Annotated in this window: 23 protein-coding genes; 10 read left to right on the top strand and 13 right to left on the bottom strand. The window is 61.4% G+C overall.

Annotated features, from left to right (window positions below; translation table 11 throughout):
• Positions 1-43: 43 nt before the first annotated feature.
• Positions 44-961, top strand: a complete 918-nt coding sequence (locus JNJ45_07660) for a glycosyltransferase (protein MBL8048541.1) — start codon at positions 44-46, stop codon at positions 959-961.
• On the opposite strand, the gene JNJ45_07655 is transcribed toward JNJ45_07660, so the two are convergent.
• Both JNJ45_07655 and JNJ45_07650 read right to left on the bottom strand, forming a co-directional pair.
• Entirely contained in the window at positions 941-3394 is a 2454-nt protein-coding gene (locus tag JNJ45_07655; GenBank protein MBL8048540.1) for a zinc-dependent metalloprotease, read from the bottom strand. The two genes, JNJ45_07660 and JNJ45_07655, sit on opposite strands and share 21 nt — an antisense overlap.
• 58 nt (positions 3395-3452) lie before the next feature.
• Complete coding sequence (locus JNJ45_07650) at positions 3453-4382, bottom strand: glycosyltransferase (protein ID MBL8048539.1); 930 nt, start codon at positions 4380-4382, stop codon at positions 3453-3455.
• Between the two features lie 36 nt (positions 4383-4418).
• Here JNJ45_07650 and mutS point away from each other — a divergent pair, with 36 nt between their 5' ends.
• Positions 4419-6962, top strand: a complete 2544-nt coding sequence (mutS, locus tag JNJ45_07645; GenBank protein MBL8048538.1) for a DNA mismatch repair protein MutS — start codon at positions 4419-4421, stop codon at positions 6960-6962.
• On the opposite strand, the gene JNJ45_07640 is transcribed toward mutS, so the two are convergent.
• The 9 genes from JNJ45_07640 to JNJ45_07600 all read right to left on the bottom strand — a co-directional run bounded on the left by JNJ45_07640 (position 6959) and on the right by JNJ45_07600 (position 16423).
• Positions 6959-7762, bottom strand: a complete 804-nt coding sequence (locus tag JNJ45_07640) for a UDP-3-O-acyl-N-acetylglucosamine deacetylase (protein ID MBL8048537.1) — start codon at positions 7760-7762, stop codon at positions 6959-6961. The two genes, mutS and JNJ45_07640, sit on opposite strands and share 4 nt — an antisense overlap.
• Positions 7759-8721: a UDP-3-O-(3-hydroxymyristoyl)glucosamine N-acyltransferase gene (gene lpxD / locus JNJ45_07635; GenBank protein ID MBL8048536.1), complete on the bottom strand. Its 963-nt coding sequence runs from the start codon at positions 8719-8721 to the stop codon at positions 7759-7761. The genes JNJ45_07640 and lpxD overlap by 4 nt, the downstream gene beginning before the upstream one ends.
• Positions 8691-9701: a hypothetical protein gene (locus JNJ45_07630; GenBank protein ID MBL8048535.1), complete on the bottom strand. Its 1011-nt coding sequence runs from the start codon at positions 9699-9701 to the stop codon at positions 8691-8693. The genes lpxD and JNJ45_07630 overlap by 31 nt, the downstream gene beginning before the upstream one ends.
• A 6-nt stretch (positions 9702-9707) precedes the next feature.
• A complete protein-coding gene (locus JNJ45_07625; protein MBL8048534.1) occupies positions 9708-10352 on the bottom strand; it encodes an OmpH family outer membrane protein in 645 nt (214 codons plus the stop codon).
• 31 nt (positions 10353-10383) lie between these two features.
• Positions 10384-12174 carry a BamA/TamA family outer membrane protein gene (locus JNJ45_07620; GenBank protein MBL8048533.1) on the bottom strand — a complete coding sequence of 597 codons (1791 nt, stop codon included), beginning with the start codon at positions 12172-12174 and terminating at the stop codon, positions 10384-10386.
• A 61-nt stretch (positions 12175-12235) separates the two neighbouring features.
• Positions 12236-13153 carry a riboflavin biosynthesis protein RibF gene (ribF, locus tag JNJ45_07615; GenBank protein MBL8048532.1) on the bottom strand — a complete coding sequence of 306 codons (918 nt, stop codon included), beginning with the start codon at positions 13151-13153 and terminating at the stop codon, positions 12236-12238.
• A gap of 14 nt (positions 13154-13167) precedes the next feature.
• The gene (locus JNJ45_07610; GenBank protein MBL8048531.1) at positions 13168-14139 is read right to left on the bottom strand and encodes a stage II sporulation protein M; all 972 of its coding nucleotides are present in this window, start codon (positions 14137-14139) and stop codon (positions 13168-13170) included.
• Entirely contained in the window at positions 14139-15698 is a 1560-nt protein-coding gene (locus tag JNJ45_07605) for an ABC transporter permease subunit (GenBank protein ID MBL8048530.1), read from the bottom strand. The genes JNJ45_07610 and JNJ45_07605 overlap by 1 nt, the downstream gene beginning before the upstream one ends.
• Positions 15689-16423 (bottom strand): hypothetical protein, encoded by a 735-nt coding sequence (locus JNJ45_07600; protein ID MBL8048529.1) that lies wholly within the window; start codon positions 16421-16423, stop codon positions 15689-15691. Before JNJ45_07600 ends, JNJ45_07605 begins: the two co-directional genes overlap by 10 nt.
• An 843-nt stretch (positions 16424-17266) precedes the next feature.
• Here JNJ45_07600 and JNJ45_07595 point away from each other — a divergent pair.
• From JNJ45_07595 to JNJ45_07565, 7 genes are all read left to right on the top strand, one after another.
• Positions 17267-18703 carry a hypothetical protein gene (locus tag JNJ45_07595; GenBank protein MBL8048528.1) on the top strand — a complete coding sequence of 479 codons (1437 nt, stop codon included), beginning with the start codon at positions 17267-17269 and terminating at the stop codon, positions 18701-18703.
• Between the two features lie 167 nt (positions 18704-18870).
• Positions 18871-19611: a YebC/PmpR family DNA-binding transcriptional regulator gene (locus JNJ45_07590; GenBank protein MBL8048527.1), complete on the top strand. Its 741-nt coding sequence runs from the start codon at positions 18871-18873 to the stop codon at positions 19609-19611.
• Positions 19608-20675 carry a rhomboid family intramembrane serine protease gene (locus JNJ45_07585; GenBank protein MBL8048526.1) on the top strand — a complete coding sequence of 356 codons (1068 nt, stop codon included), beginning with the start codon at positions 19608-19610 and terminating at the stop codon, positions 20673-20675. The genes JNJ45_07590 and JNJ45_07585 overlap by 4 nt, the downstream gene beginning before the upstream one ends.
• Positions 20672-21325 carry a lysophospholipid acyltransferase family protein gene (locus JNJ45_07580; GenBank protein MBL8048525.1) on the top strand — a complete coding sequence of 218 codons (654 nt, stop codon included), beginning with the start codon at positions 20672-20674 and terminating at the stop codon, positions 21323-21325. The genes JNJ45_07585 and JNJ45_07580 overlap by 4 nt, the downstream gene beginning before the upstream one ends.
• On the top strand, positions 21318-22421 hold the full coding sequence (gene hemW / locus JNJ45_07575; GenBank protein ID MBL8048524.1) for a radical SAM family heme chaperone HemW: 1104 nt from the start codon (positions 21318-21320) through the stop codon (positions 22419-22421). Before JNJ45_07580 ends, hemW begins: the two co-directional genes overlap by 8 nt.
• A 35-nt stretch (positions 22422-22456) precedes the next feature.
• Positions 22457-23122 (top strand): MerR family transcriptional regulator, encoded by a 666-nt coding sequence (locus JNJ45_07570; protein ID MBL8048523.1) that lies wholly within the window; start codon positions 22457-22459, stop codon positions 23120-23122.
• Between the two features lie 16 nt (positions 23123-23138).
• Positions 23139-23495, top strand: coding sequence for a hypothetical protein (locus JNJ45_07565; protein MBL8048522.1), 357 nt, complete (start codon positions 23139-23141; stop codon positions 23493-23495).
• Here the strand turns inward: JNJ45_07565 and JNJ45_07560 are convergent.
• The gene (locus tag JNJ45_07560; GenBank protein ID MBL8048521.1) at positions 23492-24157 is read right to left on the bottom strand and encodes an LON peptidase substrate-binding domain-containing protein; all 666 of its coding nucleotides are present in this window, start codon (positions 24155-24157) and stop codon (positions 23492-23494) included. The two genes, JNJ45_07565 and JNJ45_07560, sit on opposite strands and share 4 nt — an antisense overlap.
• Before the next feature lie 113 nt (positions 24158-24270).
• Here JNJ45_07560 and JNJ45_07555 point away from each other — a divergent pair, with 113 nt between their 5' ends.
• On the top strand, positions 24271-25968 hold the full coding sequence (locus tag JNJ45_07555) for a PAS domain S-box protein (GenBank protein MBL8048520.1): 1698 nt from the start codon (positions 24271-24273) through the stop codon (positions 25966-25968).
• A 169-nt stretch (positions 25969-26137) separates the two neighbouring features.
• On the opposite strand, the gene JNJ45_07550 is transcribed toward JNJ45_07555, so the two are convergent.
• Positions 26138-26290: a hypothetical protein gene (locus tag JNJ45_07550; protein ID MBL8048519.1), complete on the bottom strand. Its 153-nt coding sequence runs from the start codon at positions 26288-26290 to the stop codon at positions 26138-26140.
• Between the last annotated feature and the right edge of the window lie 73 nt (positions 26291-26363).

Raw genomic sequence — 26363 nt, 5'->3', positions numbered from 1 at the left:
GTTCTAACCTACCCCTTCCTACGCGCGTGCCACAATCATGGTCGTGCCAAAAGTTAGCGTTTTGCTCACGTGCTACAACCACTTGGCGTACCTGCCGGTGGCGGTGGAGAGCATTCGCGCGCAGACCATGATCGACTTTGAGGTCATCTGCCTGGACGATGGCTCGACCGACGGCACCCGCGACTGGCTCCGCGCCAACTGTCCCGACTGGCACCTCGAGTTCAACGCCCAAAATCTCGGCACGTACGGATCGCTCAACCGAGGTTTGGCGCTGGCCAACGGCGAGTTCATTGCGATTCTTAACGACGACGACGAGTGGATGCCGACCAAGCTTGAGCAGCAGCTGAACCTGCTGGCGGCCGAGCCGCGCGTGGGACTCGTGCATACCAACGGCGACTTCATCGGGGCGCTCGGCGAGACCTTGCCCGGCACGCCGCTGGGATTCGACTTCCCGCGCTCGCAAACCGACAAGGGAATCATCCCGCTGATCTACGCCAACAAGATCATCGCCTCGGCGGTGCTGGTCCGGCGCGAATGCTTTGAGCAGTGCGGCGAATTCAATCCGGCCTACTTTGGCAGCGGCGACTGGGACATGTGGTTGCGCATCGCCGAGCATTGGGACATCGGCTTTTGCAATGACAAGCTGACCAACTATCGCTGGCACGAAAACAACGCCAGCAAGAAGCTTGACCGCATTTGGCGCGACGACCAGATGCTCCGCGAGCGCATTCTCGACCAGACCGGGCTCTACGAGAGCATGGGCCTGGACGAGGCTACGCTCAACCTAGCGCTCGCCCACAACTGGGCCTGCCTGGGCACCGTGCGCACCCTCAACGGCGATCCGTCGGGCGGCCGCCGAGCTTACAAAGAATCGCTCCGCCGGCAACCAAGTCGCTGGCGGAGCCGAGTTCGGTGGCTAGCCACCTATCTGCCCAAGGGCTTATTCCGACGCTTGCTCTAGATCGCAACCACAGCGCAGTCGAACGCGTCCCGGGAACGCGGCGGGTGCGGTTGTGACCGCCGGAGCCACCTTGTCCGGGTTGTTCAGACCAAACGTAATCTGCTTCACCAGATCGCGGTAGTGAGCCGCCATCGCCTTGTCGGTCACGCGCGGCAGCACCGCATTGAGCGCATCGCGCGAGGCTTCAAGCTGCACGCGGGTGTTGGAACGGATTTCCGAGGGCGGGCCGCCGAGCTTAAGCACCAGCGTATTGACAAAGGTGCGCTGCACCTGACGACGGAATGGCGTCGAGGCCGCCGCCGGCGTGGCGAGTTCGCGCCAGACTTCGGCGGAGAGGTCGCTCATCAGGTCGGCCACGCGATACGCGCCCGGCCCGGTTCGCATCTCGTTGATCACCATGCGATTGAGGCGACCATCTTGCAGCAAGCCGGAGATGGCGCGCGCTTGGAACGAGTTTTGCAGGCTGTAGCCGCCATCGTTGCTGATTTTGCCCATGATGCTCTTCGGCGTCAGCCAGGTCGGCGCGGTCAGCAAGTTGCTCATGAGCCACTTGGCGGCGCGGCGTTGGTATTCGGGGCTCACCGGGTTGAAGGTTTCGCCACCGCGACCCGAGCGCCAGTCAATCACTTCTTGGCCGCCCACAACGGCCATCACGTGGCCGACATAGTTGCCCATTTGCTCGACGAGCGCGCCGTGGATGCGGGCGGTCTCCGAGTTGTCCTCGCCGAGGCGAGTCGTCATCGGGAGCACGTACGAGACCATGCGCTTGAGGTTGGCCACGCCATAAGTCGAGGCGATCACCGCGTCCGATCCCAGCGCCTCCGATTGCGCGGTCGGGTCCGAACTGCTGAAGTTGTCGTAGAACCGCAGGGTCGGGTCGGTCACTTGCGCGGCGGCCAGGTTGTCCAAGGCGGGGCGCTCGTCCCACGGCGTGCGCGCGCTGTCAATCGGCATGTAGCCCCACTTGATCGAGAACTTGTCGTACTTGCCGATCCGCGGAATCATGGTCGCCTTGTCCTCGGGTTGCGCCACATAGTTGAATCGGGCGTAGTCCATGATCGAGGTGCAGGTGCCGTTGTCGGCGGTCCACTTCGCGTCGCGGAGCCACTCGGTCGGGATCATCGCGCTGCTCTTACCGTTGTGCGGCAAGCCAAACGTGTGGCCAACTTCGTGCGCGACGACGAATCGCACTAGCTCGTGCATCAGGTCGTTCGGGAACGGCAATCGGCGGGCGCGGGGGTCGCTGGCCGAGGCTTGCGCGAAGTACCACTCCTGCTGCAGCTTGAGAATATCGTGCCACATGATGATGTGGGCGTTGAGAATCTCGCCGCTGCGCGGGTCGGTGACGCTCGGGCCCATGGCGTTGGCAATCGGCAGCGCCGCCCAGCGAATCACGCTGTAGCGGGCGTCTTCCGGCGTCCACTCGGGGTCGTTGGGCGCGTCTTTGCAGATGACCGCGTTCTTGAAGCCAGCGGCCTCAAAGGCGACGTTCCAATCCTGGACGCCTTGCCGGCAGGCTTCTCGCCACTCGGTCGGAATTTCCGGCGCGAGATAGTAAACAATCGGCTTGACCGGCTCGCTCATCGCGGCCTTGGGGTCCTTCTTTTCCAGGCGGTAGCGCGTGATGTATTCGTACTGGCGGACGCCTTGCGTGTTGGGCGCATCGTAGTCCGTAAAGCTGTTGGTGAAGTAACCAACTCGGCTATCGGCAATGCGGCCCATCATTGGCTTTTCGGGCAGCAGCACGATGCTGTGGTGCAGCACGTAGGTGCTGCTGGGGCGCGCCACGGCGCGCGAAAACGGGTTGGACCCGCCACCGCCGCCGCCACCGGCGAAGGTCGCAAGAACTTCTACGTTGATGTTCTCCGGGAAGCTGAGCGCGCGATCCAGGAACGAGCGGCTGCCATCCATCCCGCCGCCACCGGTGGCACCGGCGAAGCTAAACTCCGGCGGACTCTGCTTAAAGAGTCGTGAGGCATCGATGACGACCGCGCCGCTCGGGCTGGTCGCCTTGATATCGAAGGTCGCGATGATCGGATCGAGGTTGGAAATTTTCGTGCCGAGTTCGAGCGGCGTGCCCGGTCGCGACTTGATGTTGACGACCTTGGAGCGGAGCAGCACCTTGTCGCCGCGGACTTCCCACGAGACGAGTTGCTCGAACGCCGCTGAGCCGCTGTAACCGCCGCCCGCGGTGCCCTTGAGTTCGCCCACCCACAGGTAGGCACGGCCCATCTTGTCCTTCGGGATTTCGAACAGCAAAGTCTCATCTTTGCGCCAAACCTTAAACATTCCGTCGTCGGCTTTATAGTCCTTAACGGCTTTGGAGTAGGCATCGTCTTCCTTTTTCTCGGCGGGCTTTTCGGCGGGCGTGGTTTGCGCATAGGCGACCGAGAGGGGCAACAAAGCGAGGGCATGAAGCAGAGTGCGTCGCATGACCCTAGACTACTGGAAGCGGCGGGCTCCAGATTCCAGACCATAACAATAACCAAGCCTAGTTGATCGTAAATGGCCCGGCAGCGGGGAGGTTCGCCAGCGAGTCGGTCCAAGGCAAGCGCTTTTGCAGCACCGACTGGGGCATGAAGCCCAGAAGCACGCGGCGGAGAGCGACCGCTTTTTCCGGATATGTGCGTACGACTTGAGTGGCGAGAGCCAGCGCGCGGGCCCGTTGGCCGGTCTGCAAGTAGAGGGTGAACAGGTTCAGCGCGTTGCGGCCAAGCCCGGCGCGGCAGTCCGCGGGCCAATCGCGAGCGCGGATCGCCTCGCGCACGGCGATCTCCTCGGCGACCTGCTTCGGCGAGCGCGTAAAGCTGTTGCTGCCGTGGATCCGCCACTGAGTCAGCCGATCGGCCACGCCGATGCCCGGACCGCGATTGCTGGCCTCGAGCAGCGCCATCCAATCGCCGCTATAGTGCGCGTTCGTGGCGAACCGCAATCCGGCGCGACGGAACACCACGCCGCTGGCGAGAATCCGGTTTTCAACCACCAACCACGGGCGGTAATCGGCGAGCCCAACCGGCCAGTCGCCATGCACGTCGTCCGCTTCATCCACCTTGCCGTCGCCGTCTACCACCCAGCCGCGCACAAAGCAGAAGCTGGCCGCCGGATGTTCTTGCAGAGCCGCGGCTTGAACCGCTAGCTTCTCGGGCGACCAAAGGTCGTCGCTGTTGAGCACGGCCACCAGGTCATGGCGAGTCATTTCGAGGGCGCGCTGCTCGGTGGCGTAAGCGCCCAGGTTACGCTCGTTCACGCTCAGCCGAATCCGGGGATCGTCGAACTCGCGAAGCACGCTCAGGCTCTGGTCGGGGCTGCAATCGTCCACAATCACGAGCTCCCAATCCGTGAAGGTTTGCGCCAGCACCGAGCGCACCGCCGCGCCGACAAATCGGGCGTGGCCATAGCTGGGCATGATGATGGAGATCACGGGGTGATTGTAGTCGTTTTCAGTTACAATCAGGGGGTGAGCTTCGTCCCCCAGACCCCCATGATGCGGCAGTATTTTGATGCTAAAGCCGCGCATCCGGGGGCGCTGATCGCAATGCGCGTGGGCGACTTTTACGAGTTCTACGGCGATGATGCCGAGACCGCGGCCCGCGCCCTAGAGATCACGCTGACCGGCAAAGAGGACGGCGCGAATGGCCGCGTGGCGATGGCAGGAGTACCGTTTCACGCCTTTGACAAGTACCTTACTCGGCTGGTGGCGCTTGGTCACCGCGTCGGCATTTGCGAGCAGATTGACGATCCGAAGACGACCAAGGGGCTGATTCGGCGGCAGGTTCGCCGGGTTTTGACTCCGGGCACGTTGATGGAGGATTCGCACCTGGATCAAGGCGAGCCTTCGTTTTTGTGCGGCCTCGCCGGGCATGGCGAGCAGTGGGCCATCGCCACTTTGGAACCCAGCACCGGCGAGTTTTTGGTCACCGAAGTCACCGGCGAAGGAGCCCTGCGTCAGGAGCTTGCCCGCCTACAGCCCGCCGAGGTCATCGGCGCGAAAGCTCTGGAAGGCGTGACCGGATTTTTTGAGGTCGAGCCGGTCCGCGCGGATCGCGCCGAGCAGGAGCTCTTGGCCCATTTGGGGGTGCATCAGCTCAGCGGATTCGGCCTCGAAGGGGAGCCGCTTTCGGTGATGGCGGCGGCGTTGGTGCTGCGGTACGCCAAGGGCAACGGGCTTGACCTGGCGCATATCGAAACGATTTCGACCTATCAGGTGGACGAGTTCATGCGGATTGACGCCTTCAGTCGGCGCACGCTGGAGCTCACGCAAAACCTCGCCGACGGCTCGCGGCGGCACACTCTATTGGACGTACTCGATCGCACCCGCACCGGCATGGGCGCGCGGCTGCTGCGCCGCTGGATTGACCAGCCCTTGCTCTCGCGCGCAGAGATCGAGTCGCGCCACGAGGCGGTACGGCGGCTCATTGAAAACTCCTTGATCCGCGAAGAACTCGGCGAAAAGCTCAAGCGAGTCAGCGACTTGGAGCGGCTGGTCTCGCGGTGTTCGGCGCGCCTGGCTAGCCCGCGCGACTTGGCTAATCTGCGCGCGTCGCTGCAGGTGCTCCCCGAGGTGTTGAAGCCCTTGCAACAGATTGCGTTGGGCCGATTGCAGCGCGTGGCGAGTTCGATGGGCGACCATTTTGAGCTTGCGCGGCAGCTTTATATCGCGATTCAGCCCGAGCCACCGCTGACGCTGCGCGACGGCGGCGTGATCGCCGATGAGTATGACGCGGAGCTCGATCAGCTGCGGCGGCTGGGCCGAGACGGGCGCTCGTTCATTGCCGAAATGGAGACCGCTGAGCGCGCGGCGACGGGGATTCAACAGCTTAAGGTCGGTTACAACTCGGTGTTCGGCTACTACATCGAGGTGCCGAAGCAGCACAGCGAGCGAGTGCCGCCCGCCTACATCCGCAAGCAAACCACCGCCAACGCCGAACGCTACATTACCGCCGAGCTGAAGGAGCACGAGAGTCGCGTACTGGACGCGGGCGACAAGGCGATTGAGGTCGAGCACGCGCTGTTCGAGCGGTTGCGCGAGCAGGTCGCGGCGGAAGCCCCGGCCTTGCTGGCCACAGCCCGCGCCATCGCCGAGCTCGATGTCCTGTGTTCGCTGGCGAGCGTGAGCATTGCCCACCGATATGTGCGGCCCGAGCTGGTTGACGACAACTGCTTGGAGATCATTGACGGGCGACACCCGGTGGTTGAGGCCGGCACGGACAACTTCGTGCCGAACAGCGTTTCGCTGGAGCCCCTCGCCGAAGGCACCCGGACGATCATTCTGACCGGCCCGAACATGAGCGGAAAGTCCACGTTTCTGCGGCAAAACGCACTCATTTGTCTAATGGCGCAGATCGGTTGCTACGTGCCGGCCAGCTCAGCCAAGCTCAGCATTCACGATCAGTTGTTTACAAGAATCGGTGCGAAAGATGAACTTGCAAGTGGGCAATCAACCTTCATGGTCGAAATGACCGAGTGCGCGTACATCCTGAATCATGCGACTGACCGAAGCCTGGTGGTTCTCGACGAGGTGGGCCGCGGCACCAGCACCTTCGACGGTATGGCCATCGCTTGGGCGATCATTGAGCGGCTGGTGGAGATCGGCGCCAAGACGATGTTTGCGACGCACTATCACCAACTGAACATCCTCGCGGAACAACTGAGTGGCGTCGCGAACTTCCGCGTCGCGGTGGCCGAGGTGGGCGACAGTATTGTGTGGACTCACCGCGTGCTGCCGGGGGGCACCGATCGGAGCTACGGCATTCACGTGGCGCGGATGGCGGGGGTTCCGCCCAGCGTCCTGGATCGCGCGGGGCATATTCTCGCCGACCTCGAAAGCACGGAGCCGCGACCGGCGGTGAGTCAGGTCACGCAAAACCGGCTGCAACTGAGCCTCTTTGAAGCGGCGGAATCGCCGGTCGTAACCCAGCTCCGCGAGATTCCGCTCGATTCGATCACGCCGATTCAGGCGCTACAAATTCTGGACGACCTCAAACGCAAGATCGACAGTTAAGTAAGCGGAACTGCTTGCGCCAAGCGCGCGGCGGCGGCGACGTTGGCGGTGTGGCCCGAGCGGCTGGCATCGACATTGAGCATCGTGATCGGCACGCGAGCGAGCCAAAGATCGCCGATGAGGTCGAGCAATTTATGCCGCGCGGGCTCGTCGGGGAACCTGGCCGGGTTCACGTAACCCTCCGGCCCGAGGACGAGGCAAGACTCTTCGGTCAGCCCCAGGCCCAAGCCGGCCGCTCGCGCCATTTCGACCTCGAAGTCAAAGGCCGTGGTGCGGGCAGGAGCAATTTCGTTCGTGCAAGATTCCCGCGATAACATGCACTCAAAGACTTGGTGGCCGGGGAAGCGGCCCTCCGGCCCCACAAACTCGTACCGCCAGTGACCATCGCCCGCGGCGATGGCGATCTCGCTGGAGTCGCTCTTCTCCCAAATCCGGGCGAAAAGGTCGGGCCGTTCGCGACTCGGAAGATCAACCAGCACGCTTTGTAACGCCGTGATGTAGGGCAGGGCGCAACCATCCGCGGCGGGAAGTTCGTCGCCGCTCACCTCGATGTCCGCGTCGGTGATTCCGAGCATCGCTAGCGCGCTCATCAGATGCTCAATCGTATTGATCGAGCCGAGCTTGGTGCGGCGATTTGTGTCGGTGACGTTCGCCGGAATCGCCTCCACGCGGTACGCGCCGTAGCGAAACCAGAGGCCGTCTTCGGCCGGGTGAACCCGAACGTCAGCCGGATGACCGCCGTGGAGGGCATCGCCTCTCACACGGACGTCGGCGGAAACGGTGCGGCGCGGGAAAATCATTTGCGTTCCAACTCCTTGAGGCGCTCGAAAAGCTCGGGGAGGCGCTTCATCAGCGCCGACACGCGCAAGGCGGTCTTGATCGGCAACTGCTGCGGGCCCCAATACGCGCCGCGCTCGGTGATGTCGCTCGCCACGTCGGTGCGGCCGCCAATCTGGACGCCGTCGGCCACGGTCACGTGATCCTTAAAGCTTGTCTGCCCGCCCACCACCACGTAATTGCCGATGGTGACCGATCCGGCGAGGGCGCAAATGCCGGCGATGACCGTGTTTTGTCCAATCCGAACGTTGTGGGCGATTTGGCAAAGGTTATCAATCTTGGTGCCCTCGCCGATCACGGTGTTCCCGGCGGTCGCCCGATCAATGCAAGTATTTGCGCCGATATCTACACGATCCTCGATGATCACGCCGCCTACCTGCGGTATGGGTTGGTGATGGCGACCATCAAATGCGTATCCAAAGCCGGGCGCACCGATGACCGCGCCGCTATGAATCTGGCAGTGCGCGCCGATCACGACGTCTTGCACGAGGGTGACGTTGGGGAAGAGGATGGTGCCTTCGCCAACCACGCAGCGGGGGCCCACGCTCACCTGCGCGCCGATGCGCGCGCCCGGATGAATCCTCGCGCTCGGGTCCACAACCGCGCTCGGGTGCACCCCTACGGCGACCGGACACGCCGCCTGCGCCATGTTGAGCACCTGCCCAAATGCCACCCGCGGATTCGCCAGGCGCAAGGTCGGCAATCCGAGGTCGGGCGCTTCTTCGCTGAGAATCACAACCCCGACATTACTGCCGCGCACCCTCTCATAGAACTTAGGGCCTTCGGCAAAGGTGATGCCTTGCGGGTCGGAGCTGCCCGCTTCCACCGGTCGGACCACGACGACAGCGGGATCGCCTTCAAGCCGCGCGCCGAGGATCTGCGCGAGCTCGCCTAGGGTCCAGCCTGATAGGTTTTCAGCCATGTCTTAAATTCAATTGTGGCATCGTTGGCCCCGCCCCTCTGATTGACCAACACATAGTTGCGGGTTTCGGCCCAAATCTTGGCCAAATCGCGAAGCTCGTCCATGCTGAGCCGCGTGGCCTTGAGCGGCGCTGGGACCGCGGGAGGGGTGCCGCGCAGCGCCGGGAGGTTGAGCGACGCACCCGCGGCGGGCGGAATTCGCTCGTTCACTTCCAGCAAATCGCCGGCATCCAGCGATGTGGATTTCGACTCGGCCAGTGCCCGAGCCAAAAACGCGCGAGCCTGGGCTTGCGATCGGTCCAAAAGCTCTTGACGGCGGTTCTGGTTGGCCTGTTCGGCCTCCTCAATCTCCAGCTTGGTTCGGCCCAGAATTCGCGCCCGGTTCGCCAAGTAGATGGCGTCCTCCTTCAAGAGCTCGGCGCGGAGCGCCTCAATCTCTTGGTCGAGTTTGGGGAACATCAGTTCCCGGGTGCGCTGGAATCGTTGCGAGCGGCGCGTTTCGGCAGGGTAGCCCGCCTTTTTCGAAAGGTCGTAGAGAATTGGCGTCCGTGCCTCCGCGTGGCGATCGAACTCGTCGCGAATCTCGGCGAGCGCGTCGCGGTTAATCTGGTCGCGCTCGTCGTCGAGGCGGCCCAGCTCCGATTCAAACTGTCGCTCGGCGCGAGTGCGGAAGGTGCGCTCGATCTCCTCACGGAGTTGGTCGAAGCCGCGCACCCGAGCCGCTTGGAGGGCGGTTTCCGCGCGACGGACCTCGGCCAGGGCGCGGGGTGCGTACATGCTTTGCCCCGGCAGAGCGCCAATGGAACCCTTCTCGCCAGCAATCGAACCCGGGCTGATCCCCAACGGGGGACCGTCCACCCGCACCGGGCGTTCAATGGCCGCAAAGGCCACAAAAACGCGCTCGGCGGGCAATTCGCGAGGCGGGGCCGAGCATCCCCAAAGGATGATCAGCGCCGCTCCCCCAAAAGCCGCCGAGCGCATAGAGCGTTACTTGGTCGCGTTCATCTTGGTGACCACGGCCTCGGTAAGGTCGTTCACCCCGAACGGAGCCACGGTCGATTCCATGACGACGGTGTAGGCGCCAGCCTTGGCCACCGCGCTGAGCGCGGCCTTCGCCTTGGTGATGCTGTCCTCGCGAGCCTTGGTTTGCAGGTCTTCCAGGTCTTCTTGGAATATCTGGCTCCAGCGGTTGACAAGCTCTTCCATCGCGAGGGCGCGTTGAGAGTAGTCGCGCAGCAAGGCAGCGTCGGCTTCGGTGAGGTTCGCCTTCTGGCTCAGTTCGTTGCGGCGGCGATCGCTTTCCATCACGTCCGCCTTAATCTTCTCGACCTGCTTTTTGTCGTCCTCGGTTTGCGGAGCCTTGAGCGAGAGTTCGCGCAGTCGCTCGGCTTGTTCGCGGGTGAGCACCTTGTAGGTCATCACAAAGTCAATCAGCGCGCGGCGGACCTTGAGCTGGTTGTTCAGCGACTCGGTGCTCGACTTACCATAGTTGCTTTGCTGAATCACCGTGTTGAGGTCAACGACGCCGGTTTTCTCGGCCCCCGCCTGAAAACCGGAGGCGAACATCACGGCGCCGAACCCGGCGGCGACAATCCATCCGCTCCACGATTTGAACTTGTATTTGATTTCCATGAGAATGTATGTGTTGGACGCTCGGGGCGGTTTAGAAACTTCCTCCGATTGAGAAGTGGGTTCGGTTGCGACCGCGATCGTCGAAGCCCAGGTCGATGCGAATGTTGCCGAGCGGCCCGACGTTGAACGCGACACCCGCGCCATAGCCGAGCTTAAGATTGGGCTTATTCGATTGCTGGAAGTCGCGAATGGTGCCGTATCCGCCCCACGCTCCGCCGTAGTCGGCAAAGCCGATGACGCTGAACGTCTTTTGGATCGGCACCCGGTACTCAATCGTGGTCAGCAGACTTTGCTTGCCCCAGAACCGCTGGTCGGGATAGCCGCGGAGCGAATCCGAGCCACCAAGGAACAGCTGCTCGAAGAACGGCGGGGTGCCGACGATGAGGCCGTAGCGGGCACGCAGCGCGAGCACCTTGCGCGGCTTAAGTAGGTCTTCGGCCTTCGCTGGCCGCTTGCTCAGGAACAGCTTATATTCCAAGTTTGAGCGGACAAACTTATTGCGACCGAGCAGGTCGTTGAATCCGCCGACGCTACCGCCGATCTTGGAGATGTTGGCGAAAGCCGGTTCGATGGACACGCGCACGTAGTCGCCTTCGGAGGGCGCAAGCGGCACGTCTCGGCGATCGCGCACGCCGGTGAAGCTGAAGGTCAGCAGGTCGCCGTCTTGCTGAATGAAGTCGTCGGGGTCGGCGTTGCGAAGGTTGATCGTATTGATCTTTTCGTAATTGACGCCGTAGCCAAAACTGAAAATATCCTTGGTGGTGCGCGAGAGCGAGATGCCCGCCCCGGTGCGGCGCTCGTCGAAGCGCTTGTCGTTTGGCGAGTTGGTGCCGGTGCCGATGCCCGCGCCTGCGAAGTAGTTCACGATGCGGCTGTACAGGCGAATCGAAAGTTGGGTGTCGCTGTCGCGGTAGTAGGGGTCAATGTAGTCGATGCTGCTGGAGAGGCCGGTCCCGACCGTGTCCTGCTGCATGTTGAACGACACCGTTTGGCCTTGGCCACGGAAGTTGCTGTCGGAATAGCGGACCGAACCCGCAAGGCGCGAGTTGGGGTCCAGAGCCGCGCCAAACGCGATCTGGCCGGTCTTGTCTTCTTTCAGGTCGAGTAGCAAGTTGAACTTACCGATCTCTTCGGTCGGCTCGACGCCAGCTTCGATTTCCTTGAACCAGGTTGTGCTTTCAATGCGGCGGCGGTCGTTCGCCCAGGTGACTTCGTTAAAGGCGGTTCCCGGCTTGGTTTTCAGCAGGCGACGGATCACGCCTTGGCGGGTCTTACCTTGGTTGGTGATCTTGATTTCTTTCACGGCGCGCTCGACCACGTTGATGCCGAGCGTCTCGGGCGATTCGTCAAGAGGCGCGATTTCAGCTTCGGCGAAGTACCCCTTCTTTTGGTAAAGCTCGCGGATCGCGTTGGCGGTCGGCACGATGTTGCGGAGGTTGAAAACCTCGTTGACCGGCTGCTTGATGACGGCCAAAATCTCTTCGGTCTTAAACACCGTGCTGCCGGTGATGCGGAACTCCTTGACGAGCGGGTTTTCCTTGATCTCGACGTTGAGCTGCCAATCGGTCGCATTGATCTGGCGCGGGATGATGTCGGCATCGCGGAAGAAGCCGAGCTCCATGATCGCTTCGATGTCGCGGGCGCGGTCGGAATCGATGTAGGGTTTGCCGGCTTGCATCCGCATCACGGCGATGATCGCGTCCCGGCTGATGCGCTGGTTGCCGTTCACGACCACCTCGCGAATAATCGCGGTTTGGGCTCCGGCCACCGCCGCAAGGGCAAGTAGGGCTAGGGCGGAAGTCAATCCTCGTCGTGCACGCATAAAGGGTCTCTAAGCTAACTAGTTTAGACCGGATTCTTACTAGGGTGCAGTTCCCTAATTTTCAGGAGAGGATGCCGAGCGACCGGGTTTGCGCGACGTCCAAGTGAATCTGATCGATCATTTTCTCCAACGTTTCGAACTTCCATTCGTCGCGCAGACGGTGAGTAATCCCCAGCGAGAGACTCTCGCCGTAGAGCGATTCGCCGGGGTAGTCCAGCAGAAACGCCTCGATGGTGCGGTGGGTGCCGTCCACGGTCGGACGCATGCCGATGCTGATAGCCGCGAGGAACTCGCCTTGCGAGCAGCGACAGAAGCCGGCGTACACGCCGTCGGCGGGCACAATCTGGTTGGTCGAGCGGGCCAGGTTGATCGTGGGAAACCCGATCGTGCGTCCGAGCTGTTGGCCGCGAATGACGACGCCGGGCATCTCGAAGGGCGTCCCCCGCAGGCGCGTGACTTCCTCCACGCGGCCCTCGGCGATGCACTGGCGCAGGGTGGTGCTGCTTACTCGCACGCCATCAATCTCAAAGGGAGGCACGACCTCGGTTTCAATGCGTTCGCGCAGCCAGTCGGTGGTGCCCTGACGCCCGTTGCCGAACGCGAAATCGTAGCCGACCACGACCTTGCGAGCGCGCAGTCGGCGAATGAGAATCTGGTCGAAAAACTCTTGCGCGCTCATCCGGGAAAGAGCCGCGCCGAATTCGAGGATCACGCACAGCGAGAGGTTGAGCCGCGACAGCATACGGATGTTATCGTTGAGGCTGGCGATGCTCAGCGGCGCACGCTCGGGATGCACCACCGCGCTCGGGTTGCGATCGAACGTCACGACAATGCTCGGACAAAGGTGCTCGCGGCTCGCCTCGACGTTGCGGCGCAGCACGTCTTGATGGCCAAAGTGGACGCCATCAAAGGTGCCGATGCTGACGATGGACTCGGGCCATTCGGGCTGAATCGTCTCGACGCCAAAGTGCAGGAGCATGACCTGAATTAAACCTAAGTTGCGGGGGCAGGTTCGCGGCCCATCTGCGTCCAAAAAACGAGCCAACCGCTCAGCACAATTGCCCCGACCAACACCTTGGCGGACGACGGCACGCCCGGATCGAAGCTGAAGAACGCCTCAAACGGCGCCGCGATGAGCATCATGACCATGCTCTGCACGAGCAGGATCATGGCGTCGGGCGCCGCGTGCTTCAGCGATTGCAGGCGACTTCGCCGCCCAGGATTGATGAGCGCGACCGCCATAACCAGGCCCGCCGCGCCCGAGATAAACATCCCCACGAGTTCGCTCGCGCCATGCGGACTCACGCTTGCGAGCAGGAACCCAAGCTTGTTGACGGTTTGCATCTCGTAGCCGAGCCCGCCCATCATGATGCCGTTCGTATACATTAGATAGAACGTACCGAAGCCAAATGTGCCGGCGGCAAACGCGCCAGACATGAGCGCCACGCGAGGGTTGTTCGAGGCGTAAAAGCCCCACATCAAGGCGTCATCGCCCGAACTCCGCGGATCGTGCAACCCGCTCTTCCAAGCTTCAACGTTCTCCTGCATTTCCGGCGGAATGATTTCTTGATGCAGGTCGGGTCGCCACTTCATCACCGCGACCGAAACTCCGATGCCCATAAAGAACATGAGGATGGCGACGAGAATGTACTTGGCGCGGCGGCGCGTGACCCGGGCGACCTGGTTGAGGCAGTTGCGGAGTGCCTCGCCAAACGGCGGTTGCCGATGCCGATAGATGATCGCGTGCGCCTCTTGAAGCAATCGGTTGACTTCGCCCAGCAACGTGGGGTTGGACGCCTCGCTTTGGATCACCGCGAAGTCGGCCGAGGTGGAGCGGTAAAGCCGGACGAGTTCGATGAGCTCGGCTTGGGTGAGATTCTTGGGCGAGACCGCACCGCGACTCACGAGCTCTTGCAGTCGCTGCCACGCGGGGCGGTTTCCTTCGACAAAACGGCCTTGATCCATCAGCGTTCTCCTGGCAACACAATACCGCGCATGATGACGCGTTGCGCCGCCAGAAAGACAATCAGCGTCGGCAACGCCGCCAACGTCAGCGCGGCCATGACCGTGGCGCGCGGAGCGGAAAGCTGCAGCTGATACAGCCACACCATGAGCGTCCACTTGCTTTGGTCTTGGCACACCAGAAACGCGAAAATGAACGCGCTGTACGCCCCCATGAACGCCAGCAACGCCACGTAGCCGAGCACCGGGCGGCTCAACGGAAGGGCGATTCGCCACATCATGGTGCGCTCCGGCGCGCCGTCTAGCTGACCCGCTTCGAACAGTTCTTGCGGCAAGCTATCGAAGAATCCCTTGAGCAAAAAGATCATGTAGCCGCTGGCCGCGCCGGGCAAAACCAGCGCCCAAAACGTGTTGAGTAGCCCCAGGTCGCGCAGCAACAAAAACGAGGGAATCAGCGCGATCTCAGCCGGAAACGCCATGGTCGCGAGCAAAAAGAGCAAGATTTTGCCGCTGGACTTGATCGGAAATCGCGATAAAGCGTAAGCGGCCAGCGGGTTGACCGTGAGCTGGAACAAGATCGCCAGCGAGCAGAAGATCACGGTGTTGAGCACGGCCCGCCCGTGCAGCAACACGTAGTCAATCACATAGCGGTAGTTGCGTCCAGCGAACTCACCGCGAATCTGCGACGCATCGCGGGCGATGACGTGCCGGTCGTACGCGCCGACGGGCATGCCCTTGGCCCCGGGCGTGTCGGCCACGAATTTAGCCTCCAGATCGGGCAGGTTGGCCGGCCACTGCTTGGCCAGAAACGCCGCTTTCTCGGGCGATGAACCTTTGCGCGGGAACACGAGCCCGCTGTAATCGGTGGCCGCGCCCCGCACGGTGGGCGGCACCTCGCTCCACTGCGCCGCGGTTCGACCACGCCAGAATTCCTGCCACTGAAACTCCAGCCGAAGTGGGACGCGGAACTCGGCCGGGAGGGTCGCTTTGAATTCCAGCCAGTCGCGCCACTTGGCGCTCGCCAGCGGTCGCCAACCGGGCACGTCGAGGCGCTCTTGCGGCGGGGTGATGCCCTGAAACGCGGAGTTCTCTTCCAGGTAAGCGCGGTTCAGGCGGTCAATATCCCCGAAGCGCTCGCGCAGCCACGCTCGATATCGCTCGGCCAGGCGGCTGGTGACCTGGGTCGGCGCGATACGGAACCCGGCGTGCCACTGCGTGACCGGGAGCCGCCGCAGCCACGCCTCGTATTCGGGCACAAACTCGGTCGGCCCGCCGGCCATGCTCGCGCGGAGGTTCACGTTGGCGAAGTACTTGTCGTCCAGGTATTTGCCGGCCAGCGACTCGGGCGCGGGCGTGGCGATGGCCGCTTGGCTGTTCTCCGTCAGGTAGGTCGGCACCAGGTTCGAGGTGCTCTGGTCGGTCATGCCCTTAAGGCCGGTGGAGACCATGAGCAGGAACGGATAGAGGGTGGTCACCGCGCCGACGGTCAGGATCAGATAGATCGTGGCGAGCGCAATCCGCGCCCGCCACGACTTTCTCCCGACCGGGTTGATCAGCGGCATGCTTCAACTATAGCGAAGAATCCGCGCTTATTTTTTGCGGTTGCTTGTTTCAGAGCGGCGGTGAGCGCCTTGTTCGGTTTTCCGACGAGCCGCTCCTTGCCGCTTGTCCAGCAAAGCAGGTTGCGTTTGGCATCGTATTGGGCCCGGACAAGGGTCGGGCCCTGGGCGAGCACGACCGCGGTGCCGGGCTCAAAACGCTTGTCCTTGGTCAGGGTTAATCGCCCCAACCCCTTGCCCTCGACAACACCCACATTCTCTTTGAGGTTGAAGGCGGTGGCCTTGGCGGCGGGTGGGCCGCCGCTCGAGAGCAGGGTCGAGGAAAGCACCTCGCCGGTTACGGCATCCACCGTCACAATGCAGCCTCCCGGCGTCGAGCTTGGTTCTCCTGCTCGCGTGACCAGATAACTCGTCTGCAAAATGGCGATATCGGCCTTGGCCAGCCGCTTAATCCGTTCGCTCGCCCCTTCCCAGTAGGCGGGCATCCGCACGTAGTCGGTCTTGTTGGGAACCACGCGGATCTCGTTCCAAGCGAAGTGACGGCTCGCCTCACGAACAATCGCCGGTTGAAGCTCGGCGAGCGGAGCTAAAGAGCCGGCAAACGGTTCGATCGCGAACTCTTTGCGTGGTTTGAAATGGAAGATCGTCGAGTCACTTGTGTAGAAGGCGACTTGATATCCGCCCGGATAGTGGTACGGCGTTCCAGGAACGTTCCGACGGTAGTGCACTTCAAAGGTTTCAAACCTCTCATCAAACTCCGGGAAAGGTGTTGTCGGCCAGGGTTCGCTAGGAACGAGACCCTCGCTGCTGTAGTCCGAAGCTGACAAGATTCCCATCAGCTTCTCCCAAGCAATCCGTTCGGTCAACCTCCTCGAACCTCTCCTGTCTTCGCTTAGGCCGACGATCTTCCCGGTTCTAAGTTGTAAGAATATGGTCGCGGTTTGATATCGGATCATGGAGTTTCCATGTTCCGGGTACGAGCTTAAACTCGAGAGACGGCCAAAGCTAAAGGAATTCTGCTCTAAGATGGCAATGCGGCGATCGAGCTCATTCCATTCGTATCCAATGACTGCTCTCAGGTCATAGTCGCTTCTCGATTTGTAATATCGCCCCTCAATCTCTACAGTCTGCGCGCGGGTGTAGCTAACCGCAAACAACGCCAGCGCCAGCCCGAGCAGTCGGGAACTCCCATTCAACACCTTCGGCACCATCTACCTCCTCAACGAATCAGACATCGGATGGATTCGCACAGGTATGCGTCGCCGCCGTGTCGACACTAGCTTACACTGCTTTCCATTGATAGCAACATGGGCCGCGAAATTGATTCGCTAGCTCTTCTCTCGAACTCCGAAGAAACCGGCGCCAGTTCAATTGCCCGCCGATTTACCGGCCTTTCGCAATCCTGGTAAGAATGCTTAAATCCAAGTATATTTACTAGTTTAATCCCCGCAAAAGTAATGGAATGAGATTCATGTAGCCGGAATCAGGTCCCGCCAGGAAGGCGTAAAGGGGTCCCGGCTTCAAGGAAGAAAATCATGTCTACATTTCGCGTTAATACCAACCTTCTGTCGATGAACACTCTCCGAAACCTCGGGGACACGAACAAGATGTATAGCAAATCGGTGAGCCGACTCTCGACGGGTCTGCGCATCAACAGCGGGGCCGATGATCCCGCCGGTCTGCAAATCTCAGAAGGCTTCCGCGCCCAAATCGGCGCCCTCGACCAGGCTCTTCGGAACAACAGCGATGCCACCAACTTTGCCAAGACGGCAGAAGGCGCGCTCAACGAAGTCAGCACTCTGCTCCGCGATGCTCGCGCTTTGGCCGTTGCCAATGGTAACGATGCCACGCTGTCGCCGGAACAGAAGCAAGCCAACCAAAACCAGTTCAATTCGATCCTCGAATCAATCGATCGAATTACGTCTCAAACCACTTACGGCACGAAGCGTCTGCTTGACGGCAGCGTCGGTGTGAAGGCGTCGGTGACGCACAGCAAGGTCGCGGGGCTAACCCTGGGCGGCACGCTGGGCACCTCGGCGATTCTTCAGAGCGGAAACATCACGCTCGGCACCGGCGGTATTAGCTCTCTGCCCGCCCAAGCTGCACTCAATGGTTCCCGAACCGTCGCCGCAGCCAGTATGTCCGCCGCACTCGCCGCCGCAGTGGGGTCAACTGGCTCGATCACGATCAACGGGGTAACGGTGAATGTGACAGCCGGCATGACCAATGCGCAGCTCCGCGACTCCATCAACGCCAAGTCGAACGACATGGGTGTGACGGCTGAACTGATTGATGCCGGCTCCGGCAACTTCAACTTCCGCTTGACCTCCAACAAGTTTGGTTCGGTCGGCAACAACGTCAGCGTTAGCGATACCGGCGGTCTGGTTCAGGCCACAGCCGGCACCGCGACCCTTACGGGTGGTGCCAACGTTGGGGGAGGCGGTGCCAACGGTGGCGTCAACATCTCCATCGGCGGCATTATGTCGGAGTTCACGGTTCGGGGTTCGGATGATGGCTTGACCCTCACCGACGCGGCGGGTAACCGCTTCAGTCTGGTGGGTAGCGTGGGTGCCATTGCCGCCAACACCGTAATCGGCTATGCCTACGCTGGAGCGGCTCAGTTCCAAATCGGGGCAAACGCAGGCCAAACGACGCAACTCTCGATCACGAGTACCTCGTCGGCAAGTCTCGGCCTCTCGGGTCTGGACATCACGTCGGCCACCGGTACCAACGCTTCGATGGCCGCCATCGAAACCGCGATCGGCACCATTGCCGGAATCCGAGGCACCATCGGTAACTTCATGCGAAACGTGCTGGAATCGAACAACCGCGCTCTTGCCGTGGCCAAGGAAAACTTGACCGCCAGCGAATCCGCGATTCGAGACGTGGACGTGGCCGAAGAAATGTCGGTCTTCACGAAGTACCAGATTCTGCAGCAAAGCGGCCTCTCGGTCCTTGCGCAAGCCAACCAGTCTCCGCAAGCAGTGCTCAACCTGCTTCGAGGCTAATGAAACACTTTCATCCGCGAAAGACAGACAGACCCCGCTTCGGCGGGGTTTGTTCTTTTTTGGATGGGGGCTCCTGGGGTACCGCGGACCAGTATCTCGAACTGTCCAGTCCAATCTGCCTGATTAGACGTGTGGGCGGTCCGTTGCTCTGCATGCCAAAATAAGGCATGGCCGGCCACAGTAAATGGAAGAATATTCAGCACCGCAAGGGCAAGCAGGACGCCTTGCGCGGCAAGCTCTTCACGAAAATTAGCCGCGAGATCATCATGGCGGCGAAGTCCGGCGGCGATCCCGCCCTCAACGCCAGGTTGCGTAGTGTGCTCGAAACCGCCCGCGTCAGCGGCGTTCCCGCCGAAAACATCAAGCGCGCCATTCAGCGCGGAACTGGCGAAATCGAAGGCGCCGACTACGAAGAAATCACCTACGAGGGCGGTGGCCCTGGCGGCTCGGCGGTTATTGTCGAATGCTATTCCGAAAACCGCAACCGCACCGTGGCCGACCTTCGCCACGCCTTTACCAAAAACGGCTGCGCGCTCGGCGAAAACGGCTCGGTGATGTGGCAGTTCAAGTACCTGGGCGAAGTCGTGCTCGACAAAACCGCAGGCGATGAAGAGACGGTCACCATGGCCGCGCTGGAAGCCGGCGCCGAAGACGTGGTGGTGGAAGATGAGGTCTACCTGGTGCGCACCGAAAGCAAAGACCTGCACCTGGTGGCCGAAGGGCTGCGCGCAGCGGGCATGGCGCCGAAGGAAAGCTATCTGACCTACGTGCCCACCAACATGGCCACGCCCAGCGAAGACGACATGCTGCGATTGGCGAAGTTGTTGGATGTTTTGGAAGAGCTGGACGACGTGAAGGAAACCTACACGAACGTCGAGATTCCAGAATCAGTCTACGAAAAGCTGTGACCTCCCGGGCGCGCATCCCCGTTGCCACCTTGCTGCTCATCGCGCTTCAGCTGGGCGCGGCGGTGGCGGTGTTTTTGCGCCCCGAACTGGTTGACCACCTCGGATTCCGTCCGCGCGAGCCGTGGGGCTTGCCGCTGATGGGCTCGATTCTGCTCCACGCGAACCTGTTTCACCTGCTCGGCAACATGCTGTTTTTGGCGGCGGCCGGGCCGCCGCTGGAATTCACCATCGGGCCCGCCAAAACCGTGCTCGTGTTTGTTGTTGCGGGGATCGTCGGCAATCTTGCGCATGTCGCGTTGGCCGGAGCCTCCTCCACCAACCTCGCGCTAATGGGCGCGAGCGGCGCCATCGCGGGGCTGGTCATGGTCGCCAGCGTGCGGTTTTTTAGCGTGCGGGTGCCGCTTGCGCCGCGGGTCAGTGTCACGGTGCCGATGGTGGTCGGCCTGTGGCTGGCCCTGCAAGTGGTCGGCGCGTTTTTTGTGCTCGGCGACATTCCCGGCGGCGTTTCGTATTGGGCTCACCTCGGTGGCGCGCTCGCCGGATTGCTGCTGGCGTTGCTGCTGCGGTTGCCGGCCGCCGACAAGCTGGCATTTGGCCACGAGGTTCTCGATCGCATCAATCAGATGGGGCCAAGCGCCGCGCTGGTGGTCGCCGAGCAGCACTTAAAGGAGCATCCCGGCGACGTGCGGGCGAAGGTCGCGCTTGCCGAGGCGCACCGCGACCTCGGCCACGCCCGCGAGGAATCCGAGCTGCTCATCCAAGTGTTGGGCTCGAGCGATCACGAGTCGCGGGTGCGGGCCGCGCTGAGATTAGGCGAAATTGGCGGCCTGCAGCGGTGGCCGAGCATGCGCCGTTGTCGCCTCGCCGACGAATGGCGCGAGTCCGAACCCGAGGCGGCGGAAGTGTTGCTGCGCAGCGTCGCGCAGGAAATGGATGATCCTCAGCGACCGCAGGCGCTGCTTGCTCTGGCGAGCATTGACCCCGATTTCGCCCAGACGCTGCTTCGCGATTATCCGATGGACGACGCCACGAGCACCGCTCGCGCGCGGGGGCTGTTGCCATGAAGCGGTGGTGGCGGTCCGTCCGGCCCTACGTGCTGAGCGCGCCGATTTACTGGGTGGTGCGCCTCATCGGCATGTCGCTTCGGCTCACGGTCGAGGGGCTCGACCGGTACGAGGGCAAGCCGGGCGGACGCATTTTCTCGGGTTGGCATGGGCGCACGTTTATCGCCGCTACCCTGTTCCGGCATAAGGGGTTGTGGACGATCATCAGCACCAGCCGCGATGGCGAAATGCAGAATCGCATCTTCACGCGGTTCGGCTACAAGACCATCCGTGGGAGTAGTAATCGCGGCGCGGTCAAGGTGCTCGTCGAGAGTATCCGCGTGCTCAAACAAGGCGAGACGATGGCGTTTACGCCCGACGGGCCGCGCGGTCCGACGCATATCGTGCAGGACGGCATCATCGCGATGGCCCAAAAGAGCGGCGCGGAGATTGTGCCGGTCGGTGTCAGCGCGGCGCGGCGCTGGCTCATCGGAACGTGGGACAGCTACATGGTGCCGAAGCTGTTTTCGCGGGCGATCATGATTTTCGGGGAGCCGATTCTGGTTCCGCGCACCGCCTCCGCCGAAGAAATGCTGGCGCTGAAACAGCAATTGCAGGACGAAATGAATCGGCTGGAGCAGGAAGCCGAGCGGCGGATGGGCCATGGCTGAGCCGATTGCCGTGTACGTGCACGTGCCGTTTTGCCCGAGCAAATGCGGCTACTGCGACTTCAATAGCTACGCGATGACGGGCGACATTCACGAACGCACGGTACAAGCAATGGAACGCGAGATTCTGAGTTCGCCGATTGCGGGGCGGCCCGCGAAGACGGTCTTTTTTGGGGGCGGAACGCCGACGTTCTTGTCGTCCGAACAGATTTGTCGGTTGCTGGCGGCGGTGTTGGCGACGCATCCGCCCGTGGCTGGCTGTGAGATCACTAGCGAAGGAAATCCCGGCACAGTGGACACGCCCAAGTTTGCCGCGATGCGTGAGGCGGGGTTCAACCGGCTGAGCCTCGGCGCGCAGAGTTTCGCGAGCGGCGACCTCATGCGCCTGGGCCGCGTCCATGATGCCAGCGACATTGGTCGCGCGGTGCTCGCGGCCCGCCAAGCGGGGTTCGACAATCTGAATCTCGACCTGATTTTCGGGTTGCCTGGTCAAACGCCCCGTGCCTGGGCGAACAATCTTGAGCTGGCGATGTTGCTTCGGCCTGAGCACCTGAGCCTGTACGGCTTGACGATTGAGGCCAACACGCGATTTTATCGCTACGATCGGCGCGGGCTCTTGAACCTCCCGAGCGAGGACGATCATTTGGAAATGCTGTCGGTGGCCGCCCGCGTGGCGCACGAAAATGGCCTCGGCCAGTATGAGATCAGCAACTTCGCCCGCCCGGGTCGTGAGTGCCAGCACAACCTTTGCTATTGGCGCGCCGAGGAGTACGCCGGGTACGGTCCGGGCGCAGTGGGCCGCGTTGGCCGACGCCGCTCGACGAACATGAAGCACCCCGAGCGCTACTGCGACGCGGTGGAGCAGGGCGCCGAACTCAGCTGCGACGGCGAGGACGTAACCGACGACATGCTGGCTTTTGAGCGGGTGATGCTGGGGTTGCGCTTGAACGACGGGGTCGCGGCCAGCGAGCCCGCGCTGGATTCGGCGGGTGTGGAGCGCGCGTTGGCGCGGGATTGGGTCGCCCGCGAGGGCGATCGACTGGTGCTGACGGCGGCGGGAAGGCCGCTGTGTAATCAAGTTTTGGCGGAGATTTTGTAAGTTCGCTGTATACTTGCGACGTCGAAACTTTGGCTATGGATCAACGTGAAGAGAGTCTAGGGATTGGACTGTACTCGGTCAGCGATGCGGCACGATTGCTGCGCACGCCATCGGCCACTTTGTGGCGGTGGGTGCGCGGATATGTGCAAGAGTTGCGCACTGGACCTAAGCAATACTCGCCTGTTCTTGCCCCAAAGGCTGAGCCAACGTTATCTTTTGGCGACCTCGTGGAGTTGATGTACGTGCGCGAGTTTCGACGCATCGGCATCAAGCTTGACCTGATTCGGCAAGTCGCGAATCGGTACCGCTCCGAGTGGGACGTGGACTATCCGTTCGCCACGCAGCGTTTCGCGGTCGGTGGGCGTGAACTGTTGACCAAAGAAAACGAGGAGTGGCGCGGGGCGCTCTCGGGGCAGGCGGTGCTGTTCGCGACCTTAGGCAAGCAGCTTGTGCACCTCGGCGACTTTACGTCTGAGTGGCGTCCGCTTGGCGCCAGTCACGCGGTTCTCGTAACTCCTACGCGCGCCTTTGGCAAGCCGATTGACGACACTTCGGGAACGCATACCTTTGTGCTGGCAAGCGCGGTTTTGGCGGGGGAAACTCCGGCCCAAGTTTCGTGGTTCTACGGCACTACGGCCAATGCCGTGAAGGATGCGGTTGAGTTTGAGCGAGGCTTAGTTGGTCACGTTTCTGTTCGATAACGACATTTCGTTTCGCGTGGTTAATGCGCTTCGAGAGTTGGTGCCGCCCGATGACGTTGAGATTTTTGCGCTCCGTGATAAGTTCGCCACGGATACGCCTGACCTTGAATGGATCCCGGAATGTGGTCGCCGCGAATGGATCATCGTTAGCAAGGACCAGAATCAGCGACGACGCCAGGCTGAGCTAGCCGCGTTGCGAAAGCATGGGTGCCGGGCGATTTACATTCGGCAGTCGCCCAAAAATGAGAAGCTGTATGACGATGCGGCCCGAATCATCCGCAATTGGCCAAAGATTGCCGCATGGGGGCACAAAGCCCGGCGCGGCGAGATGGCGAAGCTAAACACCTCCGATCAAGTCGTGGCCCTGAATTAGTTGTCGCAGACCCAGTCGCGGAAGTGCTCAATCCCCACCCGCAGCAACTTCGGCTGAATGCTATCCGCCAGCGATTTCTCCATCACCCCGATCAAAATCGAAAGCCGCTCGTCGGGGTCGGTGAGTTCGAGCAGGCGTTGCTTGTCGAGATTTTCCATCGGCAGAAACCCGGCGATGACGAACGACAGCACGCTCGGGTCGCGGCTCGCGCGGATCTCGACGTTAAAGTCGCGTCGCCCAATTTCCATCTGGATCAGGTCTTGGAACAGCTCCGTGGCGCGCGCCATCAGAGCTTCGGTGCGCACCGGATTCTCGACTTCGACTTCGCCGACGGGCTCCACATGCCCGATCAGATACGGCTGCGATTCGTCGAGGCGCCGCACGCGGAATCGGCGCTCGCCTTCGACATGAACATCGAGCCGACCATCCGGCAGTTCTTCCATGCTCGCGATGCGCACGGCGGTGCCGATCAAAAATGGCTCGGCGAGATCGCCTACTTCCTGACCACTGCGAATCAGCACGATGCCAAAAGGTTGGTCAAATTCTAGGCAGGTCCGAATCATTTGGCGATATCGGTCCTCAAATACGTTGAGATGAAGAGACGAGTAGGGGAACAGGACGCTATGCAGCGGAAAAAGCGGCAATTCCTCCAAGTGCGCCATCTGGGCCTCATTATGACCGATTCCATTTCGTGGGCTTCGCCCGAACCGACTCGTGCTAGGTACAATGCGACAATGTCTGACCCACTGGTGGTCAGTTTGGATACATGGCTGTGATGGACCCCAATCAAGAGTTAGAGAGCCTGCGCAAACAGGTCGCCGCCCTCGAAGCTGAACTCACGCAACTGCGCGCGCAAGCTGGACAGGCTCGTGGTGCCGAGGGCACGATGGAGGCCGCCACCCCGATTACTGAGGGTGAGGCAACGCTGCGACGACTCGTGCAACGGATCGCCATGATTCTGCAAGCCGAGAAGATTGCGATCATGTTCTTTGACCGCGAGCGCGGTGAACTCATTGGCATTCCTCCGGCGTTCAACATCGACGACGATCACCTGGACGTCTTCCGGGTTCGGGCCACGCACGGCATTAGCGGCGAAGTATTCCGCTCGGGCGAGCCGCTGATCGTTCACAACGTGATCGAAGACAAGCGCAGCGAGGACGACCACTTCGCCCTGATCGGTGCCCAGAATTCCATCACCGTGCCGCTCGTCATCGAAAAGCGCGACGAAGAAAACCGCGTCGTCGAGCGCAGCATGATCGGCGTGTTGCACGCCTTTAACAAGCGTCACGGCGAAGATTTTAACGAAGAAGACGTGCGACTGCTGGAGCGCATGGCGAAGAACGTGGGTTCGATTATCGCCAACCTGCAGCTGTACCGCGAAGTCGTGGAAGAGCGCGAAGAGCTGCTCCAAACGTTCGAATCGCTGTCCGCCGGCCTGATGCTCGTGAGCTCGGACGGACGCATCAACCAGATGAACAGCTCGGCGCGCGCCATGTTCGGCACGACCACGGGCGAAGTTGCCGGCAAGCCATTCCCCGAAGTCGTGCGCAACCAGCCCAAGCTCGAAGCGCTGATCGATCTGATCCGTCGCGGCGAGGAAAGCCAAGTCATTGAGATTGAAGTTTCGGTGCAGAACAGCGACCGCATCTACCAGGTCCAAGGCGCGCAGGTGCGCGGCGAAGACGGCAAGGAAATCGGCGTGGTGCTCATTCTCACCGACGTCACCGAGATCAAGAACATTGAGCGCATGAAGAGCACGTTTGTGGCGATGGCCTCGCACGAACTCCGCACGCCGCTCACCGCCATCAAGGGCTTCAGCAGCACGCTGCTCGAGGGTCTTGACGACGATCTGTACAGCAAGGACGACACCCGTGAATTCTTGACGATTGTCACGAACGAGTGCGACCGCCTACGCCGCCTTATTGACGACCTGCTCAACACGAGCCGCATCGAAGCGGGCGAATCGCTGAAGCCGAACTACACCGAAGTTTCCGTGGGCGACCTGCTCGAAAAGGTGATGAAGGTGCAGCAGCAATCCACCTCGAAGCACACGATCAAGCTGGACGTGCAGAACGAACTGCCGGCGCTGATCGTGGCTGACCAAGATAAGCTCGACCAGGCCCTGACGAACCTGCTGAACAACGCGATTAAGTACGCGCCCAACGGCGGCGACGTGATTATTCACGCGACGATGGAGCCCGGCGACACGATGCTCATTGGCGTCGAGGACCAAGGTCTGGGGATTCCGAAGGAGCACATCAACAAGGTGTTCGAACGATTCCACCGCGTCAACAACGACGACAACCGGAAGATCTATGGCACGGGCCTTGGCCTCTTCCTGGTCAAGCACTTGGTGGAAGAAGTCCACTTCGGCAAAATCTGGGCCGAGTCGGAAGTCGGCAAGGGCTCGACATTCTGGTTCCGCATCCCGACAAACCTGGACATCGAAGAAGCGAAGGCCCGCACCGAGTAGGCCACCTAGCTAAGCAAGTAAGGGCACTTTCGCGAGAATAGCGGAAGTGCTTTTTGCCAAATAGCGGAAGTACTTTTGGCCCCAATTTTCGGATTCATGAAAGTATTCTCACAAATCTTACTCAAATGGGTCGAAAATAGCGGAAGTACCTTCGCCGAAATAGGACCATTTATTTCGGGGTTGCGGCGGGGACGGATCGCTCAAACGAGACCTCGACCTTCGGCGGAGATTGCATGGGACGGATCCAGAGCAGATAGAGAGAAGCCAGCAAAACCACCACGAGGATCACGGTGAGCGGGGTGGCGGAGGGTTGCTTCTTCACGAAACCTATTGTACTTGAGGCAAAAAAATAGGCTTGTTCCAGGAGAGGTCAGTCGGAACAAGCCAAGGTTGTG

Source organism: Chthonomonas sp., from assembly GCA_016788425.1.
In the GTDB taxonomy this organism is placed as follows: domain Bacteria; phylum Armatimonadota; class Fimbriimonadia; order Fimbriimonadales; family Fimbriimonadaceae; genus JAEURQ01.
This window is presented reverse-complemented; position numbering and strand designations above follow the sequence as displayed.

Bases quoted from the DNA above. Each gene is read 5' to 3' on its own strand.
- JNJ45_07655 (MBL8048540.1), bottom strand. From the start codon at position 3,394: ATGCGACGCACTCTGCTTCATGCCCTCGCTTTGTTGCCCCTCTCGGTC.
- JNJ45_07640 (MBL8048537.1), bottom strand. From the start codon at position 7,762: ATGATTTTCCCGCGCCGCACCGTTTCCGCCGACGTCCGTGTGAGAGGC.
- lpxD (MBL8048536.1), bottom strand. From the start codon at position 8,721: ATGGCTGAAAACCTATCAGGCTGGACCCTAGGCGAGCTCGCGCAGATC.
- JNJ45_07630 (MBL8048535.1), bottom strand. From the start codon at position 9,701: ATGCGCTCGGCGGCTTTTGGGGGAGCGGCGCTGATCATCCTTTGGGGA.
- JNJ45_07625 (MBL8048534.1), bottom strand. From the start codon at position 10,352: ATGGAAATCAAATACAAGTTCAAATCGTGGAGCGGATGGATTGTCGCC.
- JNJ45_07620 (MBL8048533.1), bottom strand. From the start codon at position 12,174: ATGCGTGCACGACGAGGATTGACTTCCGCCCTAGCCCTACTTGCCCTT.
- ribF (MBL8048532.1), bottom strand. From the start codon at position 13,153: ATGCTCCTGCACTTTGGCGTCGAGACGATTCAGCCCGAATGGCCCGAG.
- JNJ45_07610 (MBL8048531.1), bottom strand. From the start codon at position 14,139: ATGGATCAAGGCCGTTTTGTCGAAGGAAACCGCCCCGCGTGGCAGCGA.
- JNJ45_07605 (MBL8048530.1), bottom strand. From the start codon at position 15,698: ATGCCGCTGATCAACCCGGTCGGGAGAAAGTCGTGGCGGGCGCGGATT.
- JNJ45_07595 (MBL8048528.1), top strand. From the start codon at position 17,267: ATGAACACTCTCCGAAACCTCGGGGACACGAACAAGATGTATAGCAAA.
- JNJ45_07590 (MBL8048527.1), top strand. From the start codon at position 18,871: ATGGCCGGCCACAGTAAATGGAAGAATATTCAGCACCGCAAGGGCAAG.
- JNJ45_07580 (MBL8048525.1), top strand. From the start codon at position 20,672: ATGAAGCGGTGGTGGCGGTCCGTCCGGCCCTACGTGCTGAGCGCGCCG.
- hemW (MBL8048524.1), top strand. From the start codon at position 21,318: ATGGCTGAGCCGATTGCCGTGTACGTGCACGTGCCGTTTTGCCCGAGC.
- JNJ45_07570 (MBL8048523.1), top strand. From the start codon at position 22,457: ATGGATCAACGTGAAGAGAGTCTAGGGATTGGACTGTACTCGGTCAGC.
- JNJ45_07560 (MBL8048521.1), bottom strand. From the start codon at position 24,157: ATGGCGCACTTGGAGGAATTGCCGCTTTTTCCGCTGCATAGCGTCCTG.
- JNJ45_07555 (MBL8048520.1), top strand. From the start codon at position 24,271: ATGGACCCCAATCAAGAGTTAGAGAGCCTGCGCAAACAGGTCGCCGCC.